A 25,807-nucleotide genomic window follows, 5' to 3' on the forward strand; every position below is an offset into this window, starting at 1 on the left:
GCACCACAGAATGGATACTCAGATGACTTTCCAGGCACAAATCCAGCAGGGGATCCCAAGCGAGCTGCCTGCGCCAAAGCCCTATCCGGAAGGGGCCAACCGTGCGCCCAAGCGCAAAGACATTCTCACCCCGGCCGAAAAACAGCTGGCGGTGCGTAACGCGCTGCGTTATTTTCCCGCCGAGTGGCACCAGGAGCTGGCGGTAGAGTTTGCCAAAGAACTCAATGACTTTGGCCGTATCTACATGTACCGCTTCAAGCCTGAATACGCCATGAAGGCCCGCGCCATTTCCGATTATCCGGCCAAATGCGAGCAGGCGGCCGCCATCATGCTGATGGTTGACAACAACCTGGATCCGGCCGTGGCCCAGCACCCTGAAGAGCTGATTACCTACGGCGGCAACGGTGCTGTGTTCCAGAACTGGGCTCAGTATCGTCTGACCATGAAGTACTTAAGCGAGATGGAGGCGGATCAGACCCTGCACCTCTACTCGGGCCACCCCATGGGGCTGTTCCCATCGTCAGTGGATGCGCCGCGGGTAGTGGTAACCAACGGCATGATGATCCCCAATTACTCCAAGCCTGACGACTGGGAGCGTTTTAACGCGCTGGGCGTAACCCAATACGGCCAGATGACCGCAGGCTCCTTTATGTACATTGGCCCCCAGGGCATTGTGCACGGTACTACCATCACTGTGATGAACGGTTTCCGTAAGGTGCTGGAAAAGGGCGACAGCCCCAAGGGTAAGATTTTCCTTACCGCCGGTCTTGGCGGCATGAGCGGTGCTCAGCCCAAGGCGGGTAACATCGCCGGTTGTATCACCGTGTGTGCCGAGGTGAACCCCAAGGCTGCCACCAAGCGCCACGAGCAGGGCTGGGTGGATGAGCTTATCGATAATATGGATGCGCTGATTGCCCGGGTAAAACAGGCCCAGGCCAACGAAGAAGTGGTGTCCATCGCCTTTATCGGTAATGTGGTAAACGTATGGGAAGCCTTTGACGAGCATGATATTTTTGTTCATCTTGGCTCAGACCAAACATCCCTTCACAACCCCTGGTCCGGCGGCTACTACCCGGTGGATATCAGCTACGATGAGTCCAATCGCCTCATCCGCGAAGAGCCTGAGCTGTTTAAAGCCAAGGTACAGGCCACGCTCAAGCGCCATGCCGACGCCATCAACCGCCACACCGCCAAAGGCACTTACTTCTTCGATTACGGCAACGCCTTTTTGCTGGAAGCCTCCCGCGCCGGTGGTGATGTGATGGCAGCCAACGGCATCGACTTCAAGTACCCATCCTACGTGCAGGACATTCTGGGGCCCATGTGCTTCGACTACGGCTTTGGCCCGTTCCGCTGGGTGTGTACTTCCGGCAACAGCGCCGATCTCGACCGCACCGATGCCATCGCCGCCGACGTGCTGGAGCGGATTATGGCAACGGCTCCGGAAGAAATTCAGCAGCAGATGCAGGACAACATCACCTGGATTAAAGACGCCAAAGAAAACAAGCTGGTGGTGGGTTCTCAGGCGCGTATTCTCTATGCCGATGCCGAAGGCCGGATGGAAATTGCCAAGGCCTTTAACGATGCCATTAGCCGCGGTGAAATCGGCCCCGTGGTACTGGGCCGTGACCATCACGACGTGAGCGGCACAGACTCACCGTTTCGCGAAACCTCCAACATCTATGATGGCAGTCGCTTTACCGCCGATATGGCCATTCATAACGTGATTGGCGACAGCTTCCGCGGCGCCACCTGGGTATCCATCCACAACGGCGGCGGGGTAGGTTGGGGCGAAGTGATCAACGGTGGCTTCGGCATGCTGCTGGATGGCACAGAAGCCGCCGAGCGCCGCTTAAAGTCGATGCTGCTGTTTGATGTAAATAACGGCATTGCCCGTCGCAGCTGGGCCCGCAACGAAGAAGCAAACTTCGCCATCAAACGGGAAATGGCCCGCACGCCAAAGCTTAAGGTGACCCTGGCCAATCGCGTCGATGACGACATCATCAATGGGCTTGAGTTTTAAGCTTGGGTAAGGCTGTTGCACTATCCAACCGTGAGCGCTGAGTGGTTACCCGGCAAGATCACGCTCATAGCGAATAAAAAACGCCCTGCGGGGCGTTTTTTATTTGGCCGTGCACTGAACGGAAAACATCGGATAACGCCAAACAGCATCTGGGTGTGTAGGCAGTTTGAACATAGATGAATGGTTAATGACTTGATTTATAACACTTGCATAACATGAGTCGATTCTGAGAAGATGCGGTTTAACAGGATGTCTCAGAGGGTAATTATGGACGATGTACTCACTTCGCCCCTGCGGTAGCCATGCCAATTATGTGCTGAACCGCTATATGGTTGGTGCCTTCCTGAGTCCGGGCCACCCTATTTCATCATCAGCTTAATCTGTCCAACGGACTCACAGTCCCAGCATAATGCTGGCCCAGAACATGGGTATAAATCTGCGTGGTACTTTCTTATTGAAAAGAGTCGTCATTATGGCCAAGCAATTCCTGCACGGTACGGATATCGTAGCCTGCCTGCAAAAGATGAGTGGCACAAATTCAGCGGGACTGAATTTGAACAGCTCCGCTGGCCCGAAGGGGAAAATACAGGGAAGTATTTTATAAATGAATGTCGAAACGTGTGGCAGCTGATTTTTTTACAGAGTCCAATTTTTTGTCCAGCAATGGAGAGCGCCTTTCGCACCAAGCTTTCATGTAAATGGTGACGACACAGTTCACCTGTTACGGGATGTGCACACAGCGTCGTGCTCGGAAAAATAAACATCCAAGCAGGGCTGCGAAAAGCGGAAGGATATTTGCGCCCAAGTGCATGGGGCAAAGAGGGACCAACCCCAAGCGCATTATCTTTTTGCTGAATGGCAATACTGTTGGATATCCGCAATTGCAGCCATGGGATACAGGATGCCGCGAGCAAGGTTTGCCGATCTTTATTCCCTTTGCCGTCGCGCACCGTAACACATAGTCTGTCTAGATCCACATCCTGGACCCGCAGACGTAGACACTCGGAAACACGCAAGCCGCTGCCGTAAAGCATTTGAACAATCTGAGATGCTGCCCCATCAAGTTCAGCAATAATTTGCGCGACTTGCGCTGCCGACAGCACCACAGGCAAACGCCTTTGCTTGGTCGCCAGAGAAAAGCCGAGGTCACCCAGCTCGATACGCAAAAACTTTTGGTATAAAAACGCCAAAGCATTCAACGCCACTTTTTGCGTATTAATAGCAACATGGCGTTCAACCGCAAGATAAGTTAAAAATGCCGCGATCTCTTCTTTTCCAAGGGTTTCCGGATGGCGCTTATGGTTAAAGAGAATGTAGCGCTTGATCCAATGCAGATAAGCATGTTCAGTGCGTATGCTATATCCGCGTAGACGCATATCATCTCTAACAGCGCGAAGAAAGGGACTCTTACTCATGGCAACCTCCAAATGCTGTATATAAGTACAGTATTATCGAGATTTTCGCGATTTCAAGTCAGAATTGATCCGATAAGCAGTCCGGTTAACCAACCAGTGAGAATATTATTGTTCGGTAAATCAGCAGGTTACTGATTTGTTATCGCGAGATAGTGTGCTGCATCCAGTGAGATAACAAGAATGCTCATTTTCATCGTAAATTTATCTGGACAAAATGACGTAACGTGTTAATTATTAAAATAATTCATATGCTCGTTTTACACTGGTCAGAGGTGCTAAATGAGCATTCTCATTATTAAAATGTTATGGCCACATGGAGAATTGAGCTCAGATGAGATTAGAGCATGCAGAAGACTTAGCGAAGTTTGTTGAAGAGCTAAGAAAAGAAACTGATAGAGGCCTCCCTTTAGTTGGCGCTGCACTAATTGATGAAAAGCTACTTGAAACACTACAGGCATTTTTTATAGAGGGTAAGTCTTCTAAAAGGTTACTTACCGAAGGCAATGCTCCTTTAGGTACATTCTCTTCTAAAATTGAAACTTGTTTTGCATTGGGTCTAATAGATGAGTTCGAGTACCAAGAAATAAGTTTAATTCGTAAAGTAAGAAATGAATTTGCACATGCAAAGCATGGGCTTTCATTTCAAACAGAAAAAATCAAAGGATTCTGCTCAAGTTTAAAATCTGACTTACCAGAAGGTTCTAACTACCCAACTAATGACCCAAGGTTTAGATTTACTAATGCAATTGTGTGTATTGTCTTGCGACTCTATTATAGGCCTGCTTGGGTAGAGAAAGAGAGAAGAGAATCTAAAACTTGGGTAACTGCTGATGAAGTAAGGTGGCGTTCAGTCGAAGATGAGCTACCACCTGAAGGTGTTCCAGTAATGGTCATGGCAAAAGGCAAAGATAAATGAGGCTACAAGCCATAACAAGCACAAGCAACAGGACTAATAAAAGCCTAGCGGCTTTAATTAGCCGCTGTTGTGGGCGTTAGGGTGCAAATGGACGATGTAACTCACCAATTCAGATTGTCGCGAACAGACCTAGTTGAATTTATTGCTTCAGAAACGAAGCAAAGGGAATTTGCCGAAGATGTGGCCTACGCAAATTATGCTTACGAATTTTACGAGTGGTGGTTTGGAGATTGGCACCCAGAGAGCCCGTTATTTAGGAAAGCTTTCACCTCAAAAGAGATCGAGATCCTCGAGGGTTTTACCAAGACTTGGCAAAAATTTGACGCTGAGCTAGGTGAAAATCTGACTATTGATGATCTTCTTGCAAATACAACGTGGGCTCAAATTATGGGGCAAGCCAAGTTAACATTGAGTGCTCTTAACAATGCAACCTAACCAGTTGCTCAAGTTTACTCTGCCAGCCAAGGCTGGCTCCGTGGGACAGGTGCGTCGCGCCAGCCCCTTAGCAAAGCGTTAGGTACACGATGAAAGTTTCTCCTCCTGAGTACAAAGTCATAGGATTAAAAGCATACTTCTTAACTTTGAGTATCATTGGAATTCTATATCTATTGGCCATGTTGTTTATGCCAGAACAAAAAGCCTTCTGGACAGCGATGACAAAAATTCTTTGGTTAGTGATTTTTATTTTCTGTACTTGGAGTGCTATTAACGGTAAAAAATCAATCGCAACTAAGCAGTATCCGGCTCCCGGGACTTATGTTTTAAGCACATGGGAAGTGTGTAAGGGGGATAAAGCTGTCACTTTAGGTAAATATTTATATTGGCTAGGTTCTGTCATGTCGGTGCTTAGCTTTATTGTCGTTTGCTATTTAATTTTTGTGAGTGGCTAAGTGTACCTAACAAACGCCTCATGTCGCTCGTAAACTCGTTGGAAAAAACACGCTTTCCTTTTTGTCACTTAGTTCCAAAGTATAAGCTAAGCATATTTTCCCCATGGGCGGGCGTTAGAGCTAATATGAGCATCAAGGGAATACTTAGTGTCATTGGGATAATCGGATTTATTGCGATATTTCTAGTGATCCATTTTTACCCCACAATTCCTCAATCATTGTTAGGTTGGGTAGCTTTGTTCTTTTTAGGTCTTCCTGCTTGGGTGATATTGGAATCGACAGGCGAATTCGTATTGAGTTCACAGTTCTTTAAGCGTATGCCTAGTGGCCTGCGTATTATAGTCGGAGTGCCTGTGGTGCTGGGTTTAATGGCTTTTGCGTTGGTTGTTATTGTTTTTGTACAAAACACCATAAGTTCATTCGGTGGGTAGCATGGTCTGCTCTAACAATCGCAGGCTCTGGGACAAAATTTCCGCTGCGATCCAATTTTTCCCGTGCTGCGAGCGTTAGGGCTGCCAATGTTTAAAGAAGGGCGTTGTTGATCAAATCATTGCGCGGATAGCAACTGCCCCAAGGTCTTGCTTGGTTTAACGACCAGCGCCCCTTGAAGGCATTCCCAAGCTCAGCATTTTGTTCATGGCCTTAACTCCAGCTAAGGCTTCGCCAACCTGGGCGTTGTAGTCTCGCAGCGTCAGGGTCGGGCTTATCAGCTGTTTGTATCGGTACATTGCGGTTTCCGCCAGCGACCTTTTACCGTAGTGATGTTGCTGCTTCCAGTCAGATAAGCTACCTGCTTTAAGTGCATCCACGGCCTCATTGCGAATATGGTCTTTGGACCAGTAGCCCGCATTCGACCTCGGCGGTATCACTGCTTTTATCCCTTTATTTTTAAGTAGCTTGTGGCAGGCTTTGGTGTCATATGCGCCATCGGCAGAGACTTGCTCTATGCGACGACGCAGCGGCTTGAGTAAGGTGCCCAGCACTTCATTGTCGCCGACGCTATCAAGACTGACTTCCGCCGCAATAATGGCATGTGTTTGGGCATCGACGGCCAAATGCAGCTTGCGCCAAACGCGGCGCTTTTCTTTGCCATGCTTACGGATTTTCCATTCGCCTTCGCCAAAGATTTTCAAGCCTGTGGCATCGATAACGACATGGGCAATCGCGCCATGACTCGGCGATCGGTAGGCAATTTTCACGGTTTTAGCTCGCTTGCTGAGGCAGCTATAGTCCGGTGAGGTCAAGGGAACATCCATCAGCTTAAACAAGGAATTAATGAACCCCTCTGTGGCGCGCAACGACAAGCCAAAAACGCTTTTCAGCATCAGAGCGACTTCAATCGCATGGTCAGTAAACTGAAAACCGCGCCCCCGACCACCATGATGCTGATGGCATAACCAGCCCTTAATGGCTGCGTCATCCATCCAAAAGGTCAATGAACCGCGATTGCGCAAACTCTGGTTGTACTCAGGCCAGTTAATGATTTTGTGCTTGGCTTTACCCATGATGATGACTCTGTCAGTCTGTGCTGAAAGATCTGATCACCGGCGCCTGAAATGGTTCAAAAAGATTTAATCAACAACGCCTTAAAGAAGTGCCAGAGCAATGGAAGGAATATCGACGAAGAAACATTATTGCGTCGTTTGGCTTGATCCTCGGCTTTCCTGCAGTTGTAGTAATCGCAATTGCAGTCAAAGTTTGGTTACCAAACTACGCAGAATATGCACTACAAACATTATTAATAATTTGGTGTGGTTTATGGGTTTGGGCGGCCTTCCGTGTGGTCCGCTGGCCTTGCCCCAGGTGCGGAGTTGCTTGGCTGTCTCATCAAGTGGCAGAAATTGGTGCTAAGCGTTGTTGCTCTATATGCGGGTTAGGCTTATATAAAAAGCCCTAACAAGCATATCAAGATCGCTCACTCTCATTCGCGGGGACGCCGCTACCGCGGCGCCCCTTATGTGAAATGTTATATTTAAGGAAGAATATGAGATCTCTAGTTTTAACAATTGCAATCATCACTCTAATAGGCTGTGCCAGTACTAAGGACGAATTTACCTTTGACGGCAGCACCGAGGAGTCTATTCAAAGCGATATCAGTTATATGTTAAAAAAATTGCCAGACAGAAAAAAATTAGAGTTTTCGATGGCTTTGCTCGCAATCCAGTTTTCGGATGTCACAGGTGTAAAAGACTTTATTGGAGATCCCACAATGGAATCGACCAATTACTTTATTTTGAGTAAAAAACTCGATGGGCTAACCTATAAGGAAGTAATGGAGCTGGCATCGAAATCACCAACCAAAGTTTCCTTGGATGTATCAACGCAATAAATATAACAAGTTGCTTAATTTCGTTCCGACCTCAAACAACATGGCCTCCTCGGTACTGCCTACGCTGTGCTGCGGCAGCCCATTAGCAAAGCGTTAGGCTCTCATGAAATACCTCGTATATATTCTGTTGACGTTTTCTAACGCTACAAATGCACAGGAAGCACCAGAGAATCTGTTGCTAAATGGGTCTTCAATCGTTGCTCTTTATACCCCTGAATGGGAAATAACAGAAAATGAAAAAGCAGCGGAAGGGTTTTATGACTTCTTAGATGATTATCAGTACTACGCGGGTGAGATTAAGGGACATCTTAGCAATAATGTTGGGGCAGAGTTCGTCGCTTCATTTGCGCACAGGGTCTCTTTTTCAGAAATCGGAGTTCATTCCGTATACCGCGAGGAATTGTCTGGGTATGGCTTTATTGTTTACGTACCCGGAAAAGCCCCAAAAATCTTTCCAGGTGTAGCGACAGATGTAGACGTTCTCTGTGTACTAAAGGAATTGGACAGCTCGATCAAGGTAGGCGTGAGTTGCAAGCCTAACCAATAGCTCAAGTTTACTCCGCCAGCTTCGGCTGCCTCCGTGGCACTGGCGCGTGGCGCCAGCCCCTTAGCAATGCGTTAGTTGGCAAATTGGAGTTTTGGTCATTGAATATCGCGATACTTAGGGTCTGTGGAAAGTTAGAGGACTTGGAAAGATTAAGGGAAGACTACACGTTCGAAGTGTATAGCCAGTGGAAAAAGGGTGACCCTATATCTAAGACTAAAACGTTCTCTGAATCGGGTTTTAAGGTATCGATTCCCGATGGTAACTCGCCAAAGGACATGATAGAAATCTTATCATCTCTACTATTGGAGCTATCTGCTAAGAAAATTGATTTTAGAGATTATGGTGTGACTGCTGAAATAGATATTGGCTTTGGTGTTGGAGAAGAAAAGCAGTTCGTCGCTACATATGATTTGTCATTACCGTTCCTTGAGTTAGCGGTTAAATGTGGGGTTTCGATTAGTATGTCTAGCTATCCCGTAGATGAAGAAGATGAAACTAACTAACAAAGTCAGCCAGCACCGCTCCCGTTGGTCGCTGGACCTCGTTTCACTCGGCCGCTGCTGGCGGCGTTAAGTGTCATTATGAAATCAAGCATCGGTGTAGCAGTCATAGTTTTCTTAGTAGCCTTGGGTATATTGTTATCAGATATTGCCGAGGATCGAAGTATGTCTGTGAAAGTCACTGAGTCTGTTGCTGCGTACGATGATTGGGAATGTGGTAATCAATATCAGCTGGATTGCAAAGTGATATTTGAAACGGTAATTAACCAAAGCTATTCCGTTCAACGAATTCGGTATGGTAAAGACTTTATGGCAATTAAGGTTACTCAAGCTGGCATTAGTGGCTGGATATATGCTGGTAAAGGGATTCAAGTCAGTGCAGAACCAAACACTTAACAAGGTAAGTCAGCATTGCACCTGCGGTGCTGTGCTCGCTAACGTTCGCCACTGCGAGCGGCGTTAGCTACTGTTGTCACGTAGAGGATAAAGAAATGAAAATTGAAGGGAAATCTCAAACAAAAGACTCAAAATACAACGCCACAATTGGCTTTATAGTCAGCATCGGTATGCTTCTTGTTGTTTTTATGGCGATTGATTTTTCTACTATGCCTGCATTTGGCAAGGTATTCATGATTTTATGGATCTTTGTAGTAGCAGCACAGGGTTATCAGGCATATCGTAATTCTATTTTTTCAAACAATAGTCTTCATCAAAAGGTGACAGATCATAATTTGAATTTGAAAGGAGAAGCGGGATCTGCGGTCAGTAGAGCAAATAATGACCATGCGGACAGACTTATAAAAGTCGAACAACTGTATAACGATGGGTTGTTATCCAGGGAAGAATATTTGGCCAAAAGAAAGGATATTTTGGACGGAGATTGGGGTAGCTAAAACTCCCGGTAGTGCCAATATTTATTGCTGTGCTTAAAAAAGTCCCTTCTTGGGGGGGGCTATGTGATGAGCCTTTGCCCCGTTTCCATGTTTGGTTTTATCAGCTTATCTGGCAGGGCGTTTGTTCTACCGTGCAGTTATCTCCCGGCGCAACAAGCAGCGGTGTAGGTGAGACTGGTCGGAGTAAGAGAGAACAAAAACGCCCCATGAACGGGGCGTTTTTTATTGGCTTTTTATTGGCCTTATATTGGCATGGCACAGTAAACCCTGCTAATCGGGTTTGCTCTCTGGCGGCGTTTGGCTGTCGGCGTTTGGCGTACTTTTGGCCGTCGCTTTGGCAGTAGCTTTGGCAGCGTTGGCGGATTTGGCACCAGCCCCGGATGCGGCTGAATCATCACCCGTGCCATCTGCAGCAACCTTGGATTTGTTATCCGCCGGTTTTTTTGGGGCGCCAAACTGGGGCATTTTGAACTTGGCGCTGTACTTGAGTACGGCGATGTTTGACAAAATCACCCCAATCACCAACAGGATGATGAGCCAGACTTCCAGATTCGACATGCCGGACGCGTTCATCAGTCTACCTTCAGACGATTTTCACAGCGGCGGATATCCTCTGGGGTATCCACTTCCGGTGAATCAAAGGCGCTGATGGCAACTTTAATCCTGTGACCGTACTCGAGGGCACGCAGCTGCTCGAGCTTTTCAAGATCTTCCAGGCGGCCCAGGGGCAGGCTGTTGAAGGTGTGCACAAAACGGCGGGTGTAGGCATACACACCCAAATGCTTGTACACAGGGTATTCGCTTACGTCACGGCCGAAAGGAATGCGGGCACGGGAGAAGTAAAGCGCATACATGTCGTTGTCGAACACCATCTTCACGTGCTTGGGATCGTCGAGCTCGGCCTTGTCGCTTATCTGGTAACCCAGGGTGGCCATTTCAAACTCACCGGGATGGCGGCGGAACAGCTCGACAATCTGCTCGATGGAGATAGGGTCAATCAGGGGCTGATCGCCCTGAAGGTTAATCACCAAATCATCGTCGGCCAAACCCAGCTGGGTGATGGCGTCTTCGATACGGTCGGTACCCGATGCAGCATCGGCACCTGTCATTACCACTTTGCCGCTAAAGGATTCAACGGCAGCCTTAATACGTTCATCGTCCGTGGCCACGTAGATGGCATTCAATCCCTTCGCCAGTGCCGCACGCTCATAGACGTGCTGGATCATGGGTTTGCCATTGATGGGAGCCAATGGCTTGCCGGGAAAACGGCTGGAGCCGTAGCGGGCAGGGATCAGCAGGGTCACGTTCATCGAAAAATTCCTGGACTCTAACAAACAGGGCTCCCGAAGGAGCCCGGAAACAAGACTAGATGCGACGGTACAGCTTGGTCAGCATCTCGTCGGTCACTTTTTCTTCCCAACCGTCGCCGTACACGTTGTGCCACAGTGGGCCGAGGCTCTTGGCCACTTTAACCATACGAGCAATGGTTTCATCTGGCAAATCTTTGCAGATGTCTTTTGGCAGGGTGATGTTGTGCTTTTCCATCATGGTGCGGAATTCGGCCACGCCTTCGGGATAAAACTCTTCCAGCACGTTAAAGGCGATACAGTTGCCGATACCGTGGTGATAGCCAAGCACGTAACCCAGGCCATAAGACAGGGCGTGACAGGCACCCACCTGGCTGTAAGCGATGGACATGCCGCCCATGTAAGAGGCCATCATCAGCTTGTCGTCTTTTTCCGGGTGGTCATCCAGATACACCTGACGGCACAGCTCCAGTGATTTCTCACCGAAGGCCTTGGAGTATTCGTTCAGGTAAGTGCCTTCCAGCGACTCGATGCAGTGGATGTAGCAATCCATACCTGTGTAGAACCACTGATCAACAGGCACACCGGCAATGAGCTCAGGATCCATAATGATCTGGTCGAATACGGTGAAGTCTGAGTTCAGACCCAGCTTACGCTCAGGGCCACACAGCACGGCAGTGCGGGAGGCTTCGGCGCCGGTACCGGAAATGGTTGGAATACCAATGTGATGTACGGCAGCCACCTTAATCAGATCCCAACCCTGATACATGGCAGAGCCACCTGGGTTGGTGAGCATCAGGGATACGGCCTTGGCCAAATCCATGGTAGAACCGCCGCCCAGGCCCACTACGCTTACGGGCAGTTTGCTGTTGAAGGCCTGCACTTCTTCGGTGAGGGCATCAACCTGCTCGGTAGAAGGCTCTTCGTCTACGTTCACCCAAATCAGCTTGTCTTGTGGCTTGACCGGGATACGGCTTTCCAGTGGTTTGCCCTGATGCACGTCGTCCACCAGAAACACCACGAAATCGTCATCGTTCTTGCGCTCGGCGGCCAGTACTTCGTCGAGCTGGTTAAATGCGCCGCGACCGAAGATCATCTTAGGTACAGCTTTGAAATTTCTGAACTTCATTGCAAAAGACTCCCGTCTATTATTGGGCAAAGGCCTTCTTGATGTTGGCAATACGTTCCTGGATCTGTTCTTCAGTCCAGCTGAGCTTGATGAGCATGGAAATGGTGCGGCTCATGATGGCGTCAGATTTGGGTACAGAAATCTGGGTGTAGTCAGGCTTGTCGGCCACCAAAGTGATGGGCAGGGCAGCCGGGGCACTCAGGTTGTGGATGTGATCCCAGTTCTTCAGGTAGTGCCAGTTGTTCACATACCAGTAGAAGCAGCCATCAACGCCGTTGGCAGCCAGGGCCTTGCTGATTTCCTGCGCGCGTTCTTCGGTGGGCAACATAAACGACAGGAAGCCTGCGTTATCGCCCTCTGGGTCAGGAATAACACGGAAGCTGACGTCGGCAATCTCGGCCATGGCATCTTTAATCAGCTTTTTGTTTTTACGCTGAATGTCGAGGATGGTGTCGAGTTTACGCAGCTGCGCCAGACCCAGAGCGGCGTTCATTTCGCTGATGCGGAAGTTCATGCCCATGATGGGGTGCTTCTCGGCGCCTCTGTCGTTACCGATATGGTCGTGGCCGTGGTCAGAGAACATGTGGCTGTGGTTGTAGATGGTTTCGTCGTTGGTCACTACGGCGCCGCCTTCACCACAGGAAATGGTTTTCACTGAGTCGAAAGAATAGCAACCTACCTGGCCAATGGTACCCAGCGCCTGGCCGTGGTAACTGCCGCCGATGGCCTGACAGGCATCTTCCATCAGAATAATACCGTGCTCATCACAGATGGCCTTGATTTCAGCCATGTGGCCCATGGAACCACACATGTGGACAAAGTTAACGGCCTTGGTGCGTGGGGTAATGGCGGCGCGGATGCCTTCAGGCGACAGACACAGGGTCTCGTCGATTTCGGCAAATACAGGGACGGCACCCGCCATCATGATGGCTTCAACAGAGGCCACAAAGGTAAAGGGGGGCACAATCACTTCATCACCGGCACCAATGCCGGCTGCCATCAGCGCGGTGGTGAGGGCACTGGTACCGCTGGAGAGCAGGTGAGCGTGTTTGACATTCAGCTTCTCACATAAGAGCGCTTCAAAGTCGCGGCTTTTCCAACGGTCATTGCGCATGCCATCGAAGTTGTAACGGAAGGTAAAGCCGTGCTCCATAACATCTGCGACTTCCTGCTTCTCTTCAGGACCAAAAATTTCAAAACCGGGCATGGAAGTGATTCTCCTAAATTCTACACATGGCGCCTTTGGCGCAATGAAAAAACCCGAAGATTATACCTGTGTTGGCAAGGTGATAGCGATGGGGAGGGCGAAAAAAAACAAAAAAGGCAGCACGCTGGCTGCCTGTGGATTTACTCAGCCTTTCAGGCCAAGAAAAGTATCTCGGTCGACGGTGACATCAAGGTCGGTCAGCAGGCCGTTGGTAATGCCATAAATCCAACCGTGGATGGCGACTTCCTGCCCCCGGGCCCAGGCTTCCTGCACTATGTTCGAATCGCTGACATTGGCCACCTGCTCAATCACATTGAGCTCGCACAGGCGGTCAAAGCGTGCCTGATCATCAAGGTTTGCCAGCTCATCGTTGTGCAGGCGATGAATATCGCGAAGGTGACCAAGCCAGTTATCGATAAGGCCAAGGCGCGCGCTGCCCATGGCGGCACGCACGCCGCCGCAGCCGTAGTGTCCCACCACCATAATGTGTTTCACCTGCAGCACATCCACGGCGTACTGAAGCACCGACAGGCAGTTGAGGTCGGTGTGGATCACCATATTGGCGATATTACGATGAACAAAGACTTCGCCCGGCAGCAAGTCAATGATTTGATTAGAGGGAACCCGGCTATCGGAGCAGCCAATCCACAGGTATTCGGGGTTTTGCTGCTTGGCCAGGGTTTCGAAAAAGCCCGGGTTCTCCTGCAGGATGCGCTGTGCCCATCGACGGTTATTGTCGAACAAGGGTTTGAGTAGTTTCATCTTGTTGTCGTAATTTGGCGAAATCCGGCGCTAGTGTATCAGGAAATTTTCCCGTGGCTGGTCAATCCATCGTAAAAAGCTGTGATCCAGCCGAAAATACTGATAATCCAATAAAAAACAGGCCCCCTTCGGCGCCTGTTTTTCAGTCGTTTTATGCGCCTCAGAAACGGGCAATCACCTTCACTGTGTCATTGACGTTAGCCGCATCCACAAAGCCAATCATGTTGGGATTGGACGCCACCAGATTCAGCATTTCGGCATCATCAACCGATTTTGGGGGCTGTCCCTGACCGGAAAATACCAGTTTTGACCAATAGGCTTTGAGCTGGCTTTCAGATTTCCCAAGCACCTTGTCGACAAAGGCTGTACGGGTACTGCTGCCTTCTTTCAAATCCAGGGGGACTACAGGGCCACCACCGGGGAACGTTTTGAGTTTACCGAGATAAATCCGGGAGATATCACCGGAGTCCATGGTGACGCCATTACTGGGATGCACCACAACTACCACCTCGGCCATGGCACTAGCAGACAACATCAGGCTGGCACAGGCGCATAATGCAGAGAGTAATTTCATGATAGAGCCTCCTTAAAAGACCAGGTCTACGCCCATTAACAGTACCTGCCCATCGGTGGCCGGGCCTTTGTCGTTGGTAAAGGCCGTGTATTCCACCTTAAAGGCTGCTGAGCTGTGAAAATCCCATCGCATGCCGAGGGTGTAGTAGTAGCTATCCTGCTGTTGGGTTTCGAGCGCCATTTGTGTCAGACCAATCAGGGGCGCCACTTGTGGCTGTGCCGTGGGCGGCAGGGCGTTATATACGGGCAGCATCGCATCCAGTGCGTCGTACTGGGGTTTGTTTTCATCCCAGCCATAGGTGGCGTGCAGTGTGAAAGCGCCAAAGCGAATGCCGCCGGATACGAAGGCTGAATCCTGCAGGGCAAAAGCGCTGGGGTCGAGGTCAATGCTGGTGTACTCGGCAAGGACAAACCAACTGCCCGGATCGTATTTGGCGTGCACGCCTATGATGGAGGCAGAATCGTCTATGGGGAGTATGTCATCGCTGGCTTGTGCCGGGAAAAGCCCCGTTGCATTCACCGCAGCGGCCAATGCAATCAGATCGGGGTATTCGTAACTGAGGTCAGACACATAACCCAGATTCAGGCCGTACTCAAAATCTCCGGTGGTAAAGTTAAGATTGAGAATATGCCCTTTAGCCGAATAAGGCGCAGCGTCTACATTGGTGCCTGAGGGAATATAGTCATCAATGGAAGAAGTGATGTATTTGTAGGTAACTCCCACGTCTGTATCACCCCAGAGGGTGGAGTAAACCAAACCCACACCCTCACCGCTGCTGAAGGGCAGTGAATACACTCCCTGTGGCGGTATTATCCAGTGATAGGCAAAGCCCACATCGATGTAATCCGAGTACTTGTAAAGATTGAATCTTTGCCTCCCGGCCATCAGCATCAGGTTATCTGTGATGTCGTATGACAGGTATGCCCATTCAAATTCGACATCATAGTCATCCCGCCCCCGGGATAGCAGTTGTGCTGTGGCGCGAAGTCCACCGCCAAGATCTGCCGCTACCTGAATGGCGAACTTGGTATTTTGGTTGAAGTCGATTTCACTGTCGTACCCGTAGAGGGATTCGTCATCGTCAAGGCTGCTGCCAGCAACGATGGAGGCAAATCCATTGATTTGAATCTCTGCCCATGCGGCCGGGGCCGCCATCAGGACAGCAATGGTCGCTGCGACTGTACTTATTCTCATGACTTGGGGTCCTTATGAGGGAAAGACAGTATTAAAGCTAGTAGAAAAGTATGGAACTTCACGATTTTGTAACAAAAAAGGGCCGCGAAGGCCCTGATTTGTCAGCAGGTTTGCTGAAGAGCAATCCTGAGTGAGACTCAGCCGAGCTGTGCTTTGAGAAAGCTCAGCAGTTTTTCATTCACAAACTGTGGATTTTCGAGGCAGGCAATGTGCCCGGCAGCAGGAATATGCACCAGGGTGCTGCCATCAATGGCTTCGTGCATCAGGTAGCTTTCAAGCACACTGCGGGCCTTGTCTTCCACACCCACCATCACCAGTACGGGCAGGGTCAGCTGTTCAACGTCATCCATGGTATCGCGCCGACCAAACACAAGGCGGCCCATACGTTCGATGTCGGCGATACGCTCGCCTTTGAGTGTTGCAAGGTGCGCGGCAAAAGCGGCTGTATGACGCGCATCCGGATTGTTTGAAAAAAACAGCGGCACTATGGCATCAATCATGGGCGCGGGAACGCTGCCGGCCGCCTTGATGACATCCAGCATGCCAAAATACTTGGCACGGGTGATTTCGGGTTCAAAGCCGATAAAGCTGTCCATCATCACAAACGTCTGAACCCGCGCCGGGGCAAGGAGCACCAATTCAGCGCCCCACATGGCGCCTACGCTGAGGCCGACAATGGAGAAAGTGTCGATATTGAGATTGTCCATCAGCGCCAGCATGTCCTGGGCAACCCCGGTGAGGCTGTTGAGTCTTGATGGCACAGGACCCGATTGGCCGTGGCCATGCAGGTCTACCGCAATAACCCTGAAGTCTTTGGCCAGCAGCGCCAGCTGCTCCTGCCACATCATGCTGTCCCACAGGTAGCTGTGACCGAGCAGCAGCACGGGGCCTGTGCCCATGTCGAGATAACTTAAGACCGTGTCCGGCAGGGTGAAGGTTTTGCGATATTGTTCAAATTCATTCATGACGTAAATCCAGCTCGTCAAAGGGAAAAGAAGGTGCGGCAAAGTGTTTTACATAGCGCGCTACCAGGGCGTCCAGTCGCAGCAGCACTGCGTCTTTGAGCGCCATGTCACTGGCGGCTATCACCGACCTAAGCAGATTGGTATCAAACTGATTGATGGCACATTGGGCAACCGGGGCGAAGCTGATGTGCCAGGGTTCGGGGCTGACGCCACTTTTGCCTGCCTGATAGGGCAGGAAAAAGCCAAACTCATGACAGTGTTCTCCAAGCCAGGTTGCCAGTGCGTGGCAGGGGCCACCTTCGGCATATTCCCAGGCCTCCAGTTTGAGCGCATCCCTGTCTACCCGGGCGGCATCAAACACATCCAGATCTGTGCCCCAGTGGTGGCGTGAGCAGCCCGGCAGTGCAGACCAAATCAAGATGGTGTCAATCAGGGTGTCTGCATCCAGCCCGGTTGCGTCAATGGGCTGACCATTGATATCCAGCAAGGGGCGCTTACCCCTTGCCTTGGCATTCCAGATAGCCAGTTGGCGCTCGAAGCTGCGATAACCCGAGGTCACGGCAAGTTGGATGCCTGCCTTGGCGGCTCGCTGCTGCATGGCGGCAAAGGCCTCTGCCGCACCGGAGTGCATCATCACCCCCTCATGGCAGGTGAGTCTTGGCTCGGCGGCGCCGTAAATCCAGCTCAGTTGCACAGCAGCTTTTCCAGAATGCGCTGGTAGCAGCCAGTGAGCAGCTCAAGGTCGCTCGCCTTCACGCACTCGTTCACCTTGTGAATGGTGGCGTTGACCGGGCCAAGTTCAATGACCTGGGCTCCGGTTGGCGCGATAAAACGGCCATCGGAGGTGCCGCCGGTGGTTTGCGGGTCGGTGTGGGTGCCTGTTATCTCAAAAATCGCTTCCCGGGTGGCATCCAGCAGAGGGCCTTCGCCGGTGAGGAAGGGCAGGCCGTTAAACACCCAGTCGATGTCGTAATCGAGCCCATGGGCATCGAGAATACCCAGTACGCGGGCAATCAGGGTCTCGGCGGTCACTTCGGTGGAGTAACGGAAGTTGAACATCACCTTGAGCTCACCCGGGATCACATTGGATGCGCCTGTGCCGCCGTTGATGTTGGCAATCTGAAAACTGGTGGGCGGGAAGAATTCATTGCCCTTATCCCACTCGATACGGGATAACTCAGCCAGTGCCGGTGCCGCTTTGTGGATGGGGTTATCGGCCAAATGGGGGTAGGCCACATGGCCCTGGATCCCTTTGACAGTGAGGTTGCCCGTGAGGCTGCCCCTGCGGCCGTTTTTCACCACATCCCCAAGCAAGTGTGTGCTGGAAGGCTCGCCCACCAGCGCCCAGGTTATTTTCTCATTGCGTGCTTCGAGGGTTTCTACCACACGCACAGTGCCGTTGATAAAGGGGCCTTCTTCATCGGAGGTGATAAGAAAGGCGATGGAGCCCTGATGATCCGGGTGCTCGGCCACAAATCGCTCGGCGGCCACCACCATGGCGGCGAGTGAGCCCTTCATGTCGGCGGCGCCCCGGCCGTGGATATAACCGTCAATCACCACAGGATCGAATGGGGGCGTGTGCCAGCGATTCAGATCGCCCACCGGCACCACATCGGTATGACCGGCAAAGCAGAACACCGGCCCCTCGGTGCCACGGCGGGCCCAAAGGTTGGTGGTGTCTTCAAATACCATGGGCTCTATGGTGAAGCCGATGGCGGCAAGGCGCCTGGCCATCAGGTCCTGACAGCCTTCATCGAGGGGGGTGACAGACGGGCGTGAAATGAGCTCGCGGGTCAGTTCAATCACATCACTGTGGGTGTCTGGGCTGCTCATTGGCCAAATACCTCGCTGTACAGCTTGTCATTAAAGCCGGTGTAAACGGCGTCGCCTTTTACCAGTACTGGCCTTTTAATCAGGGTTGGGTATTCCAGCATCAGCGCTATGGCCTTGGCGGTGTCTATGTCTTGCTTTTGTTCGTCGGTGAGCGCGCGAAAACTGGTGGATTTTTTATTGAGCAGCGGCTCAAATCCGATGCGCTCAACCCAGTCATTCAACTGCCCGGCAGCCAGACCATCGACACGAAAATCATGGAAAGGGACGTTATGGCCATTGGCTTCTAGCCACTTGCGGGCCTTTTTCACGGTATCGCAATTTTTAATGCCAAAGAGTGTCACGGGGGCGCTCCATCTGCAAAAGGAAAGGGCCGCATTGTGGCATGGGGGACTACGCCCCTCAAGTGCCTCGCGACCCCTGTGAATGAATTTCAGATTTCGACGGTAAATATCACGTCTTTGCCGGCTTCGACCCGGCCCTGGGATTTTTCCAGGTACTTGACGTCTTCCATGTTCGCCAGCACCACGGGGGTAAGCAGGCTGTCGGCGTGTTCGCGAAGGTATTCCAGATCAAACGCCAGTATGGGATCCCCGGCCTTCACTTGCTGGCCTTCTTCGGCGAGACGTTTAAAGCCGTTACCCCTGAGTTCCACCGTGCCCACACCAAAGTGTACAAACAGTTCCAGCCCCTGTGGGGATTCGATACTGAAGGCGTGGTTGGTTTCGAAAATTTTGCCTATGGTGCCGTCAATGGGGGCGTAGATGGTGTCGCCTTCGGGGTCTATGGCTATGCCATCACCAACGATTTTTTCGGCAAAGACCACATCAGGCACCTTCTCTATGGGATAAATCTCGCCGGAAACCGGCGCGAGTATGGCTATGCCACCCTCAATGGTTGGCGCCCCGGAAATCAGTCGCCGAATTCGGCTGAAAAATCCCATGAATGCTTACCCCTTGGTTTATAGGCTGATCTTGGTGTCAGCGAAAAAGACATCATACTGAAACATTTAGCTTATTTATAGCTACTTATACAGTCGTCAAGCTCAGATAACCTGTCGGCCATCAGGGCACGTCCGGCAAGCTGGGTGCAGCGACTGAACTCCTGACGACAAATGGCCGCTTTCACTTCGAGCAAGGCGCCCACGTTGACGCTGAGCTCATCAAAACCAAGCCCGATTAACAGCGGCACCAGGCGTGGATCGCTGCCCATTTCACCGCACAGCGACACCTTCACATCCTGACTGCGGGCACTTTGCAGCGTCATGCTGATAAGCCGCAGCACCGCAGGTGAGAGCGCCGGATAATCCCTGGCAAGGCAGGGATTGCCCCTGTCTGCCGCCATGGCGTATTGGGTGAGATCGTTGGTGCCAATGCTGACAAAATCCAGCATGGGTAACATGGCGGGCAGGTTGAGTACGGCCGCCGGCGTTTCCACCACTATGCCAAGACTTATATCGCCAAAGCCTTTTTCTTCATCGTCCAGCTCACGGCGACAGGTCTCGAGCAGTGCCAGCACGGCATCCAGCTCTTCCACCTGATTAACCATGGGGAACATCAAGCGCACATGGCCGTGGTTTGCGGCTCTGAGCACCGCCCTTAACTGGGTTTTAAGGAGTTGCGGATTAGCGAGTGTATAGCGTATGCCCCTGAGGCCCAGTGCAGGGTTTTCTTCTTTGACCTGACACAGGCAGGGCAACTCTTTGTCGGCGCCAATGTCCAGGGTACGTATGGTCAGTACCCGTCCTTCGAGGGCATGAATGGCATCAGAATAGAGCTGATACTGGGCGCGCTCGTCTGGGAGGGTGGCTGAGTGCATCAGCATAAATTCGGTACGAAGCAACCCAATGCCGTCGGCGCCAAGGCCAGACACCTTGAGCACGTCGTTGAGGTTGCCCACGTTGGCAAGCAGACTTATTTCATGGCCATCCAGCGTCATGGCGGGTTTATCGCGATACTGGTCGAGCTGCTCCCGCGCGATTCGGGCAGATTCTTCATGCTGGCGCAGCAGTTCGAGGGTGTCGCCCTCGGGGTTGCGATAGAGGGCGCCGGCATCACCGTCGATGGCAAGCTGGTCACCGTTGTTTATCCCCAGCTCGCTGTAGGGGCAGCTGAGCAGCGCCGGAATGCCTGCGGCCCGGGCCAAAATGGCGGTGTGGCTGGTTAAGCCGCCAGACTTGAGTACGATACCGGCGACGTTGTCCAAAGGCAGTACGGCAAACTCGGCCGGGCTGATATCGTCCGCCAGCAGTATGGTCGGCACCTTAAGCTTACCCGGCTCTTGCCCCGGCTGACCGAATACGGCCTGGATAAGCCGTTTACCAAGGCTTCGCACATCCTCAGCCCGCTGGGCGAGGTAAGGGTCATCCAAGGCCTCCAGTTCGCTGGCCTGGTGGGCAAATACGCGTTCGATGGACACACAGGCTGAAAACTGCAGTTGGGTGATGGTGTCGGCGATGTGTGCGCGAAGGTCCGGGTCGTCCAGATACAGGAGGTCAGCCTCCACCAGTGCATAGGCATCGCTGTGGCTATCCAGCGCCTGCAGGCTGGCAGTCAACTGCTGCTTCAGTCTTGCCAATCCACCATCGAGGCGGCTCAGCTGCTGGGGAATACGCTTGATGGGCAGGATGCGGTAGTCAAGCGGCTTGTGTCCGGTATTGAAGTGGAGGGCTTCACCGAAGGTGACACCGGGTTTGATGGCTATTCCGTTAACCTGCATCTTGCCTCCGGCTATCAGCTTAAAGTGACCAGCAGCGCCGAGACTCTTTCAACGGCGTCTTCGGCCTGGGGACCCTGGGCAAAGACCCGGACATTAACCCCCTGATAAAGGCCAAGGGTTTGCAGCTTGAACAGGCTCTTGGCGCTGGCTTGTTTGCCATTGCATTCGACTATCACGTCACATTCAAACGACTTGGCCTCTTTGACCAAGAGGGCGGCTGGGCGGGTGTGGATCCCATGGGGCGCGGTGATGGTGACAGTTTTTTCGTACATGGCTTCAGTTGTCTTAAAAAGAATGGCGCTATTGTCCAACAAGGTGGCGCAAGGAGCAAGGCACTCAGTCGGCGGCTTGGGGATGGTCAATGATCTGGTAACCGTTTTTTTTCAGTGCGGCGACCGCCAGCTCCCGTTTCTCCTTTTTAACCAGAATATAATCGGTATCAAAGGTGGAAATCGCAAAAATGCTGATGTGGTTTTCGGCCAGAATACCCGATATGCGCGATAAAATCCCTGTCATGGAAAACCCCAGCGGCCCCAGTACTTCAAGGCAAATCCAATTGGTTTCTGCCTCCAGGCTGTCAAGCTCCAGATCCGAAGGCACCACCACAGAAAGCTCTTCCCGGGTCTTGCCGATAAAAAACATCTCCTGAAAGAACACATCGGCAGGCACCTGAGTATCCGGGCTGAAACTGTGGATGCTGTAGAGTCTGGCATGCAGGGCAAGGGTTAAACGCACGAATGGTCCTCCTGAAGGAGCCTGAAACCGCAGAATTTAAGCAGAGATTAACGCCTAGCCTAGCACAATTCTGCCCCATAAAAAGAGGGACCTTGTGGTCCCTCTGTTGGCGTTAAGTATTGGGGTAGGCAGACATTACACCTTGAAATGCCCGAGGGCCTTGGCCAGTGCCCGGCTGATGGATTGCAGGGATCCTGCGGCGTGGCGATTGCCTTCGTTGGAGTCCACTGCCAGCTGCATCTGTACGGAAATATTGCTGATATTGCGATTGATTTCCTCAGTGACCAGCGATTGCTCTTCGGTGGCACTGGCGAGCTGGGTATTGATGTCGTTTATCTGGGCCACCAAAGATAAAATCGCATCCATGGAAGCACCTGCCTGACGCGCCTGGGCTTGCAGCGATTCTGACAGCGTCTGGTTGGCACTGTTGGATGCTGTGACATCGCCAATGCCGGCTTGAATTTCGCTGATGATTTTTTGGATTTCGTTGGTGGACTGCTGGGTGCGGTTGGCCAGCGCACGCACTTCATCGGCTACCACGGCAAAACCACGGCCATGGGCACCGGCACGGGCAGCCTCAATCGCGGCATTGAGCGCCAGCAGGTTGGTTTGCTCGGCGATGGCGCGAATAACATCGAGAATGCTGCCAATCTGGCCTGAAGCTGCGCCAAGGCGCGCCGTGGTCAGCTCGGAGGCTTTAAGCTTATCCACCAGTGACTCAGTCTGCTTCAGGGTGCTGCTCATCAGCGATTGGCTTTCCTGCGCCTGACCTTTTACCTTGGCTGCAGAGTCGGCGGCCTGCTGGGTGTTATGGGCCATTTCCTGACTGGTGGCAAGCATCTGATGAATCGCCGCCGCCACGCTCTCGGTTTCCCGATGGATTTGTTCGCTGCTGCGATTGGCTGTTTCCACCGCCTGGCTGAGGGCCTGGGCATCTTCCGTCAGTTCATCGCCCATGGGTTTGATGTCTTTAATCAACTTACCGATTTTTTCGGCGAAGCGATTAAAGGCCTTGGCGAGGTGGGCCACCTCATCCTTGCCCTCGGTATTCAGTCTGGCGCCCAGATCGCCTTCACCGTCGGCGATGTCTTCCAGCGCATTAATGGCGTGGCTCAATGGCGAGGTGATGGAATGGTTCAGCGCCATAAAGAGGGCAAACAGCGGGGTGGAAATCAGCATCATAATGATGAGTGTGTTCCAGATGGCGGTTTCCATGGCGTCATTGACATCGGCCACAAAGGCGCCTGTGATAACCGTCCACTGCCAGGGGGTAAATTGACGGGCTTCGGCGAGCTGCGTACCTGTTTTGTTGGTATCCGGGTTCAGGGCTTCTATCGTAGCGCTTGCCTTGCCCTTGCTGCGGGCACCTGTAACCAGGCTTTGGATGGACCTGTCGCTTACCCGGCTGCCAATTTTTTGAGACTGCCCACCTGCAGCAAGAATTTGCCCCTCAGCGTCCACCACCATGAAGTAGCCGCCATTGCCATAGTGGGCAGCGTTGATAAGGGCTGCAACTTCCGTCTTGGCATCGGCCTCACTGAGGCGGCCTTGCTGGGCCTGTTGCCTGTGTACTTCAACCAGCGACAGCACTGTGTCCAGCTGACCGTCATTTTGCAGCCACTTCTGCTGTTCAAGGTTATTGTATTGTTCCTGGATATTGAAGGCAGCAAAGCAAAAGGTACCTATGGCTGCCAAAGCCAACATCATGATTAGGCGCTGTAAAATAGTTAATTTTCTGAGGAAGGCAATCATGGCCGTCTCCGTAAGCTTCAGGGCAGGCGAGAGTTTATCAGATAGCGTTGGTCAAACTGTGCGACCTTGGTGTGAATCCCCGGGCAAAAGTGTAAATCCGTGATCCTTGCCCAACTCCGTCGCTGCAAAGGCACCAGAGATATGGGTATCAACGCAGAATCAGGGTGTATAGTGGGAATAAACAGCGCAGGCACCAGTTGTTGACAAAACAGTCGCTTATCAGGTTAATCGTTTGTTTTGACTTTGATTTCAAGTGAATTTATGCGCAAGATTAACTAATTCAATCAAAAGGCGGATAAAGATGAGCGTTACTCAGATAGTTACCTCAGAAGACATATTGCTGAAACTCTGTCATTCAGTGTCCCATGTGCTGTCCCACACCAGTGGCAGCAGAGTTACCCACGCGGCCATGGTGCAAAATATCTCCCGCACCCGTTTAAAGCCGGATCTGGGCTGTTTCTCCATCTTTGATGGCGGATTTTCGGGTTTGGTGGTGATTAACTTCTCGGCCGCAGCCGCCGTGGAAATTTATCGCCGTTATATGCTCAACATGGGCATGCCAGAAGGAGAGTTGGCCTTTTCCCACACCTCAGATGAGGTGGGTAACGTCATGGGTGAGCTGATGAACCAGATCCTGGGGGACTTTATCGGTAAGGTATCCAAGGAACTGCAAACCTCCATCAGTCAGAGCCAGCCCAAAATGCTGACCATCAACAAAGAAATCACCATCTCCATCGACGCCAATCTGGATGAACCTGTGGTCCGCCGTGTGTCTTTTATGACCGAAAGCAATCACATCTTCTATCTTGAATTTGCCATGGACAGGACAGAGTTTGCCAAAACCCGTGAGTTTGAGCTGGATGAAGAATTCGATCCGGATTTTCTGATTGAGCAGCACGGCAACCCCAAGTCTCCCTGGTCACAGATGGCAGGTAAGGGCATAGTGGCCGATGATGCTGATGATTTGCTCGATGAGCTTGGGATCTAAAGTCGCTTGCTATACAAGGAATTGCACTTGATCTACCATGGGCTTGCCGTCCTGTGTCGGGGCGGTGGCCTGTGGCCCGAGCAAAAATAACAAGAGTCCTGTTATGGCGAGTAAAGCGACCTCTATCGATATTGCCTATCGGGCGGGTGTGTCCCAGTCCACGGTGTCCCGAGCCCTGAGGGACAGCCCCTTGGTGAGTCCGGAAACCAAAGAAAAAATCCGGGCCATCGCCCGCGAGCTTAACTACAAGGTAGACAAAAACGCCAGCAATCTGCGTACCCAGAACAGCCATACTCTGGCGCTGCTGCTTTGCGAAGACCCCACCAACGACGATTCCCTGATTAATCCGTTCTTTTTGTCGATGCTGGGCTCCATTACCCGGGCAACAGCCAAGCAGGGCTATGATTTGTTGGTGTCTTTTCAGCAACTTTCCAGCGACTGGCACGCCGACTACGAAGACAGCAACAAAGCAGACGGCATTATTCTGCTGGGCTACGGCGACTTTGTTGACTACGAGCACAAGCTGGAGCGCTTGCTGGCACAAAACACCCACTTTGTGATTTGGGGGGCGGAGCACAACAAGTCGACGGTAGCTTCCGTGGGCTGCGACAATCAGCAGGGCGGTTTGATAGCGACCGAACACTTGTTGTCCCTTGGTCGCAAGTCGGTGGCATTTTTGGGGGATGCCTCAAGCCACAGCCCTGAATTTCGTGACCGCTACCTTGGCCATGTCCGGGCACTGAAAGATGCCGGTCTTGCGGCAGATAAACGCTGCCAGGTGGATGCCATCAGCACCGAAAGTGCAGGCTTCGATGCCGCCAACAAGCTTATTCGAAAAGGGGCTCACTTTGATGCCATCTTTGCCGCCAGTGATTTGATTGCCATCGGTGCCATCAGGGCGCTGAAAGAAGCCGGACTTCGGGTGCCCGAAGATGTGGCTGTGGTGGGTTACGATGATATTCCGGTGGCCAGCTTTGCCAATCCGCCGCTGACCACCATAAAACAAAACACCCAGCTTGCCGGCGAGATGCTGGTGGAAAGTTTGCTTAAGCTGATTCACGGTGAGGCCGTGCCCCCAAGGTTAATCCCAACCAGTCTGGTGGTGAGGAAATCCTGCGGCATCGACCTGTGAA

Annotated in this window: 29 protein-coding genes and 1 pseudogene; 12 read left to right on the top strand and 18 right to left on the bottom strand. The window is 51.8% G+C overall.

Going from position 1 to position 25,807, the window contains the following annotated elements; translation table 11 throughout:
- The first annotated feature begins 10 nt into the window (after window positions 1-10).
- Window positions 11-2,023, top strand: coding sequence for a urocanate hydratase (locus JQC75_RS08115; protein WP_203326892.1), 2,013 nt, complete (start codon window positions 11-13; stop codon window positions 2,021-2,023).
- Window positions 2,024-2,393: 370 nt separating this feature from the next.
- Here the strand turns inward: JQC75_RS08115 and JQC75_RS18895 are convergent.
- Window positions 2,394-3,438 (bottom strand): annotated as a pseudogene (locus JQC75_RS18895) (integron integrase).
- Between the two features lie 331 nt (window positions 3,439-3,769).
- On the opposite strand from JQC75_RS18895, the gene JQC75_RS08130 reads away from it, so the two are divergent.
- The 4 genes from JQC75_RS08130 (at window position 3,770) to JQC75_RS08145 (ending at window position 5,675) form a co-directional block, all read left to right on the top strand.
- Window positions 3,770-4,354: an MltR family transcriptional regulator gene (locus tag JQC75_RS08130; protein ID WP_203326893.1), complete on the top strand. Its 585-nt coding sequence runs from the start codon at window positions 3,770-3,772 to the stop codon at window positions 4,352-4,354.
- A gap of 87 nt (window positions 4,355-4,441) precedes the next feature.
- The gene (locus JQC75_RS08135) at window positions 4,442-4,789 is read left to right on the top strand and encodes a hypothetical protein (protein WP_203326894.1); all 348 of its coding nucleotides are present in this window, start codon (window positions 4,442-4,444) and stop codon (window positions 4,787-4,789) included.
- Window positions 4,790-4,878: 89 nt separating this feature from the next.
- Window positions 4,879-5,244 (top strand): hypothetical protein, encoded by a 366-nt coding sequence (locus JQC75_RS08140; protein WP_203326895.1) that lies wholly within the window; start codon window positions 4,879-4,881, stop codon window positions 5,242-5,244.
- 125 nt (window positions 5,245-5,369) lie between these two features.
- On the top strand, window positions 5,370-5,675 hold the full coding sequence (locus JQC75_RS08145) for a hypothetical protein (protein WP_203326896.1): 306 nt from the start codon (window positions 5,370-5,372) through the stop codon (window positions 5,673-5,675).
- Window positions 5,676-5,831: 156 nt separating this feature from the next.
- Here JQC75_RS08145 and JQC75_RS08150 read toward each other — a convergent pair whose 3' ends face one another.
- Window positions 5,832-6,749, bottom strand: a complete 918-nt coding sequence (locus tag JQC75_RS08150; protein WP_203323908.1) for an IS5 family transposase — start codon at window positions 6,747-6,749, stop codon at window positions 5,832-5,834.
- 479 nt (window positions 6,750-7,228) lie between these two features.
- Here JQC75_RS08150 and JQC75_RS08155 point away from each other — a divergent pair, with 479 nt between their 5' ends.
- The 5 genes from JQC75_RS08155 (at window position 7,229) to JQC75_RS08175 (ending at window position 9,513) form a co-directional block, all read left to right on the top strand.
- Window positions 7,229-7,573: a DUF6694 family lipoprotein gene (locus tag JQC75_RS08155; protein ID WP_203326897.1), complete on the top strand. Its 345-nt coding sequence runs from the start codon at window positions 7,229-7,231 to the stop codon at window positions 7,571-7,573.
- Between the two features lie 103 nt (window positions 7,574-7,676).
- Window positions 7,677-8,120 carry a hypothetical protein gene (locus JQC75_RS08160; RefSeq protein ID WP_203326898.1) on the top strand — a complete coding sequence of 148 codons (444 nt, stop codon included), beginning with the start codon at window positions 7,677-7,679 and terminating at the stop codon, window positions 8,118-8,120.
- A gap of 98 nt (window positions 8,121-8,218) precedes the next feature.
- The gene (locus JQC75_RS08165; protein WP_203326899.1) at window positions 8,219-8,623 is read left to right on the top strand and encodes a hypothetical protein; all 405 of its coding nucleotides are present in this window, start codon (window positions 8,219-8,221) and stop codon (window positions 8,621-8,623) included.
- A 78-nt stretch (window positions 8,624-8,701) separates the two neighbouring features.
- Window positions 8,702-9,016 (top strand): hypothetical protein, encoded by a 315-nt coding sequence (locus tag JQC75_RS08170; RefSeq protein WP_203326900.1) that lies wholly within the window; start codon window positions 8,702-8,704, stop codon window positions 9,014-9,016.
- 95 nt (window positions 9,017-9,111) lie between these two features.
- Window positions 9,112-9,513, top strand: a complete 402-nt coding sequence (locus JQC75_RS08175) for an SHOCT domain-containing protein (RefSeq protein ID WP_203326901.1) — start codon at window positions 9,112-9,114, stop codon at window positions 9,511-9,513.
- Between the two features lie 270 nt (window positions 9,514-9,783).
- On the opposite strand, the gene JQC75_RS08180 is transcribed toward JQC75_RS08175, so the two are convergent.
- The 16 genes from JQC75_RS08180 to JQC75_RS08255 form a co-directional block, all read right to left on the bottom strand.
- Complete coding sequence (locus tag JQC75_RS08180; RefSeq protein WP_239002143.1) at window positions 9,784-10,071, bottom strand: DUF2897 family protein; 288 nt, start codon at window positions 10,069-10,071, stop codon at window positions 9,784-9,786.
- A gap of 14 nt (window positions 10,072-10,085) precedes the next feature.
- Window positions 10,086-10,823 carry an 8-amino-3,8-dideoxy-manno-octulosonate cytidylyltransferase KdsB gene (gene kdsB / locus JQC75_RS08185; protein ID WP_203326902.1) on the bottom strand — a complete coding sequence of 246 codons (738 nt, stop codon included), beginning with the start codon at window positions 10,821-10,823 and terminating at the stop codon, window positions 10,086-10,088.
- Window positions 10,824-10,878: 55 nt separating this feature from the next.
- Window positions 10,879-11,949 carry a 3-deoxy-alpha-D-manno-octulosonate 8-oxidase KdnB gene (gene kdnB, locus JQC75_RS08190; RefSeq protein ID WP_203326903.1) on the bottom strand — a complete coding sequence of 357 codons (1,071 nt, stop codon included), beginning with the start codon at window positions 11,947-11,949 and terminating at the stop codon, window positions 10,879-10,881.
- Window positions 11,950-11,968: 19 nt separating this feature from the next.
- On the bottom strand, window positions 11,969-13,156 hold the full coding sequence (gene kdnA, locus JQC75_RS08195) for an 8-amino-3,8-dideoxy-alpha-D-manno-octulosonate transaminase KdnA (protein ID WP_203326904.1): 1,188 nt from the start codon (window positions 13,154-13,156) through the stop codon (window positions 11,969-11,971).
- A gap of 144 nt (window positions 13,157-13,300) precedes the next feature.
- Window positions 13,301-13,918, bottom strand: a complete 618-nt coding sequence (gene can / locus JQC75_RS08200; protein WP_203326905.1) for a carbonate dehydratase — start codon at window positions 13,916-13,918, stop codon at window positions 13,301-13,303.
- A 160-nt stretch (window positions 13,919-14,078) separates the two neighbouring features.
- Entirely contained in the window at window positions 14,079-14,492 is a 414-nt protein-coding gene (locus tag JQC75_RS08205; RefSeq protein ID WP_203326906.1) for a type 2 periplasmic-binding domain-containing protein, read from the bottom strand.
- Between the two features lie 12 nt (window positions 14,493-14,504).
- Window positions 14,505-15,686 (bottom strand): porin family protein, encoded by a 1,182-nt coding sequence (locus JQC75_RS08210; protein ID WP_203326907.1) that lies wholly within the window; start codon window positions 15,684-15,686, stop codon window positions 14,505-14,507.
- 137 nt (window positions 15,687-15,823) lie between these two features.
- Window positions 15,824-16,651 carry an alpha/beta fold hydrolase gene (locus JQC75_RS08215; protein WP_203326908.1) on the bottom strand — a complete coding sequence of 276 codons (828 nt, stop codon included), beginning with the start codon at window positions 16,649-16,651 and terminating at the stop codon, window positions 15,824-15,826.
- Complete coding sequence (locus JQC75_RS08220) at window positions 16,644-17,345, bottom strand: M15 family metallopeptidase (protein WP_338055128.1); 702 nt, start codon at window positions 17,343-17,345, stop codon at window positions 16,644-16,646. The genes JQC75_RS08215 and JQC75_RS08220 overlap by 8 nt, the downstream gene beginning before the upstream one ends.
- Window positions 17,336-18,484: a succinyl-diaminopimelate desuccinylase gene (gene dapE / locus JQC75_RS08225; RefSeq protein WP_203326909.1), complete on the bottom strand. Its 1,149-nt coding sequence runs from the start codon at window positions 18,482-18,484 to the stop codon at window positions 17,336-17,338. The genes JQC75_RS08220 and dapE overlap by 10 nt, the downstream gene beginning before the upstream one ends.
- Window positions 18,481-18,825: an ArsC family reductase gene (locus tag JQC75_RS08230; RefSeq protein ID WP_203326910.1), complete on the bottom strand. Its 345-nt coding sequence runs from the start codon at window positions 18,823-18,825 to the stop codon at window positions 18,481-18,483. Before JQC75_RS08230 ends, dapE begins: the two co-directional genes overlap by 4 nt.
- Window positions 18,826-18,914: 89 nt before the next feature.
- Window positions 18,915-19,424, bottom strand: a complete 510-nt coding sequence (gene crr / locus JQC75_RS08235) for a PTS glucose transporter subunit IIA (protein ID WP_203326911.1) — start codon at window positions 19,422-19,424, stop codon at window positions 18,915-18,917.
- A 71-nt stretch (window positions 19,425-19,495) separates the two neighbouring features.
- Entirely contained in the window at window positions 19,496-21,199 is a 1,704-nt protein-coding gene (ptsP, locus tag JQC75_RS08240) for a phosphoenolpyruvate--protein phosphotransferase (protein ID WP_203326912.1), read from the bottom strand.
- Window positions 21,200-21,213: 14 nt separating this feature from the next.
- The gene (locus tag JQC75_RS08245) at window positions 21,214-21,471 is read right to left on the bottom strand and encodes an HPr family phosphocarrier protein (RefSeq protein ID WP_011759765.1); all 258 of its coding nucleotides are present in this window, start codon (window positions 21,469-21,471) and stop codon (window positions 21,214-21,216) included.
- Window positions 21,472-21,535: 64 nt separating this feature from the next.
- The gene (locus tag JQC75_RS08250; protein ID WP_203326913.1) at window positions 21,536-21,934 is read right to left on the bottom strand and encodes an ACT domain-containing protein; all 399 of its coding nucleotides are present in this window, start codon (window positions 21,932-21,934) and stop codon (window positions 21,536-21,538) included.
- Between the two features lie 135 nt (window positions 21,935-22,069).
- Window positions 22,070-23,686, bottom strand: a complete 1,617-nt coding sequence (locus JQC75_RS08255) for a methyl-accepting chemotaxis protein (RefSeq protein ID WP_203326914.1) — start codon at window positions 23,684-23,686, stop codon at window positions 22,070-22,072.
- 301 nt (window positions 23,687-23,987) lie between these two features.
- Between JQC75_RS08255 and JQC75_RS08260 the strand changes: the two genes are divergently transcribed.
- A complete protein-coding gene (locus JQC75_RS08260) occupies window positions 23,988-24,674 on the top strand; it encodes a DUF3334 family protein (RefSeq protein ID WP_203326915.1) in 687 nt (228 codons plus the stop codon).
- Window positions 24,675-24,777: 103 nt separating this feature from the next.
- Window positions 24,778-25,806: a LacI family DNA-binding transcriptional regulator gene (locus JQC75_RS08265; RefSeq protein ID WP_203326916.1), complete on the top strand. Its 1,029-nt coding sequence runs from the start codon at window positions 24,778-24,780 to the stop codon at window positions 25,804-25,806.
- Window position 25,807 lies beyond the last annotated feature (1 nt).

The organism is Shewanella litorisediminis (genome assembly GCF_016834455.1).
Classification (GTDB): Bacteria; Pseudomonadota; Gammaproteobacteria; order Enterobacterales; family Shewanellaceae; genus Shewanella; species Shewanella litorisediminis.

Coding starts and splice junctions, on each gene's coding strand:
- JQC75_RS08175 (WP_203326901.1), top strand. CDS start 9,112: ATGAAAATTGAAGGGAAATCTCAAACAAAAGACTCAAAATACAACGCC.
- kdsB (WP_203326902.1), bottom strand. CDS start 10,823: ATGAACGTGACCCTGCTGATCCCTGCCCGCTACGGCTCCAGCCGTTTT.
- kdnA (WP_203326904.1), bottom strand. CDS start 13,156: ATGCCCGGTTTTGAAATTTTTGGTCCTGAAGAGAAGCAGGAAGTCGCA.
- JQC75_RS08205 (WP_203326906.1), bottom strand. CDS start 14,492: ATGAAATTACTCTCTGCATTATGCGCCTGTGCCAGCCTGATGTTGTCT.
- JQC75_RS08215 (WP_203326908.1), bottom strand. CDS start 16,651: ATGAATGAATTTGAACAATATCGCAAAACCTTCACCCTGCCGGACACG.
- can (WP_203326905.1), bottom strand. CDS start 13,918: ATGAAACTACTCAAACCCTTGTTCGACAATAACCGTCGATGGGCACAG.
- crr (WP_203326911.1), bottom strand. CDS start 19,424: ATGGGATTTTTCAGCCGAATTCGGCGACTGATTTCCGGGGCGCCAACC.
- JQC75_RS08160 (WP_203326898.1), top strand. CDS start 7,677: ATGAAATACCTCGTATATATTCTGTTGACGTTTTCTAACGCTACAAAT.
- JQC75_RS08140 (WP_203326895.1), top strand. CDS start 4,879: ATGAAAGTTTCTCCTCCTGAGTACAAAGTCATAGGATTAAAAGCATAC.
- kdnB (WP_203326903.1), bottom strand. CDS start 11,949: ATGAAGTTCAGAAATTTCAAAGCTGTACCTAAGATGATCTTCGGTCGC.
- dapE (WP_203326909.1), bottom strand. CDS start 18,484: ATGAGCAGCCCAGACACCCACAGTGATGTGATTGAACTGACCCGCGAG.
- ptsP (WP_203326912.1), bottom strand. CDS start 21,199: ATGCAGGTTAACGGAATAGCCATCAAACCCGGTGTCACCTTCGGTGAA.
- JQC75_RS08210 (WP_203326907.1), bottom strand. CDS start 15,686: ATGAGAATAAGTACAGTCGCAGCGACCATTGCTGTCCTGATGGCGGCC.
- JQC75_RS08180 (WP_239002143.1), bottom strand. CDS start 10,071: ATGTCGAATCTGGAAGTCTGGCTCATCATCCTGTTGGTGATTGGGGTG.
- JQC75_RS08245 (WP_011759765.1), bottom strand. CDS start 21,471: ATGTACGAAAAAACTGTCACCATCACCGCGCCCCATGGGATCCACACC.
- JQC75_RS08130 (WP_203326893.1), top strand. CDS start 3,770: ATGAGATTAGAGCATGCAGAAGACTTAGCGAAGTTTGTTGAAGAGCTA.
- JQC75_RS08150 (WP_203323908.1), bottom strand. CDS start 6,749: ATGGGTAAAGCCAAGCACAAAATCATTAACTGGCCTGAGTACAACCAG.
- JQC75_RS08260 (WP_203326915.1), top strand. CDS start 23,988: ATGAGCGTTACTCAGATAGTTACCTCAGAAGACATATTGCTGAAACTC.
- JQC75_RS08115 (WP_203326892.1), top strand. CDS start 11: ATGGATACTCAGATGACTTTCCAGGCACAAATCCAGCAGGGGATCCCA.
- JQC75_RS08265 (WP_203326916.1), top strand. CDS start 24,778: ATGGCGAGTAAAGCGACCTCTATCGATATTGCCTATCGGGCGGGTGTG.
- JQC75_RS08145 (WP_203326896.1), top strand. CDS start 5,370: ATGAGCATCAAGGGAATACTTAGTGTCATTGGGATAATCGGATTTATT.
- JQC75_RS08170 (WP_203326900.1), top strand. CDS start 8,702: ATGAAATCAAGCATCGGTGTAGCAGTCATAGTTTTCTTAGTAGCCTTG.
- JQC75_RS08135 (WP_203326894.1), top strand. CDS start 4,442: ATGGACGATGTAACTCACCAATTCAGATTGTCGCGAACAGACCTAGTT.
- JQC75_RS08155 (WP_203326897.1), top strand. CDS start 7,229: ATGAGATCTCTAGTTTTAACAATTGCAATCATCACTCTAATAGGCTGT.
- JQC75_RS08255 (WP_203326914.1), bottom strand. CDS start 23,686: ATGATTGCCTTCCTCAGAAAATTAACTATTTTACAGCGCCTAATCATG.